This is a genomic window from Planctomycetota bacterium, assembly GCA_039819165.1.
Classification (GTDB): Bacteria; Planctomycetota; Phycisphaerae; order Phycisphaerales; family UBA1924; genus JAHCJI01.
Genome location: JBCBSM010000007.1, coordinates 1 through 653, shown reverse-complemented (window position 1 = coordinate 653; position 653 = coordinate 1). Strand labels below are relative to the sequence as shown.

At 63.6% G+C, this 653-nt stretch carries 1 protein-coding gene; it reads right to left on the bottom strand.

The genetic code is table 11. The features are described from left to right. Positions 1 to 268: 268 nt before the first annotated feature. The coding region (locus AAFX79_13745; GenBank protein ID MEO1009620.1) for a hypothetical protein at positions 269 to 653 on the bottom strand (385 nt) is incomplete at its 5' end.

Below are 653 nucleotides of genomic sequence, written 5' to 3'. Positions count from 1 at the left end.
CCGGGACAAACACGTCAACTCGCCGACGCAGACAGAAGTGCGCCAACCGGTGTATACACGATCCGTCGGTCGATGGCGTCACTACGCCGAGCATCTTGAGCCTCATCTAGACGTGCTTCGACCGTACCTCGACGCCTTCGGTTACACGGAGGGTTAGCCTGCACGGCATCACCGGACATCTAGTACGCTTCCCGATACGACAAACCGGGGACCGCCTGCCTCGCGATCCCCGGCCGGGGAAGGTAATTCGTGCGTTCGGACGGGCCCGCTACGGGCAGCCAATGTCGAACGCGTTCTGGAACGCCAGGAAGTCGAAGATCGTCAACGCACCATCGCCGTCGAAATCGGCGTTGCACGGGTTGACGATGAAGAACTCCAGCGGGCCACCGCTGATCACGGTGACACCCTCGCCGTTGATCGCCTCCACGCTCGCGAAGAACTTGCCCGAGTTGGTCGGCGCCAGGGCGACCTCGGTCTCGGTCAGGCCGGTAGCGGTAAAGAAGGGCGCGCTGAGGTCGCTGTTGCGAGAGACGACGACGTCGTAGGTCGCGGCCAGCGAGGAATCGAACCAATCGATCACCGGCGTAGTGGTCTCGAAGACCGCCCGCTGCTCGGTCGCGAAGATGAACTCGCCCGGCAGCGTCGCGACGCCC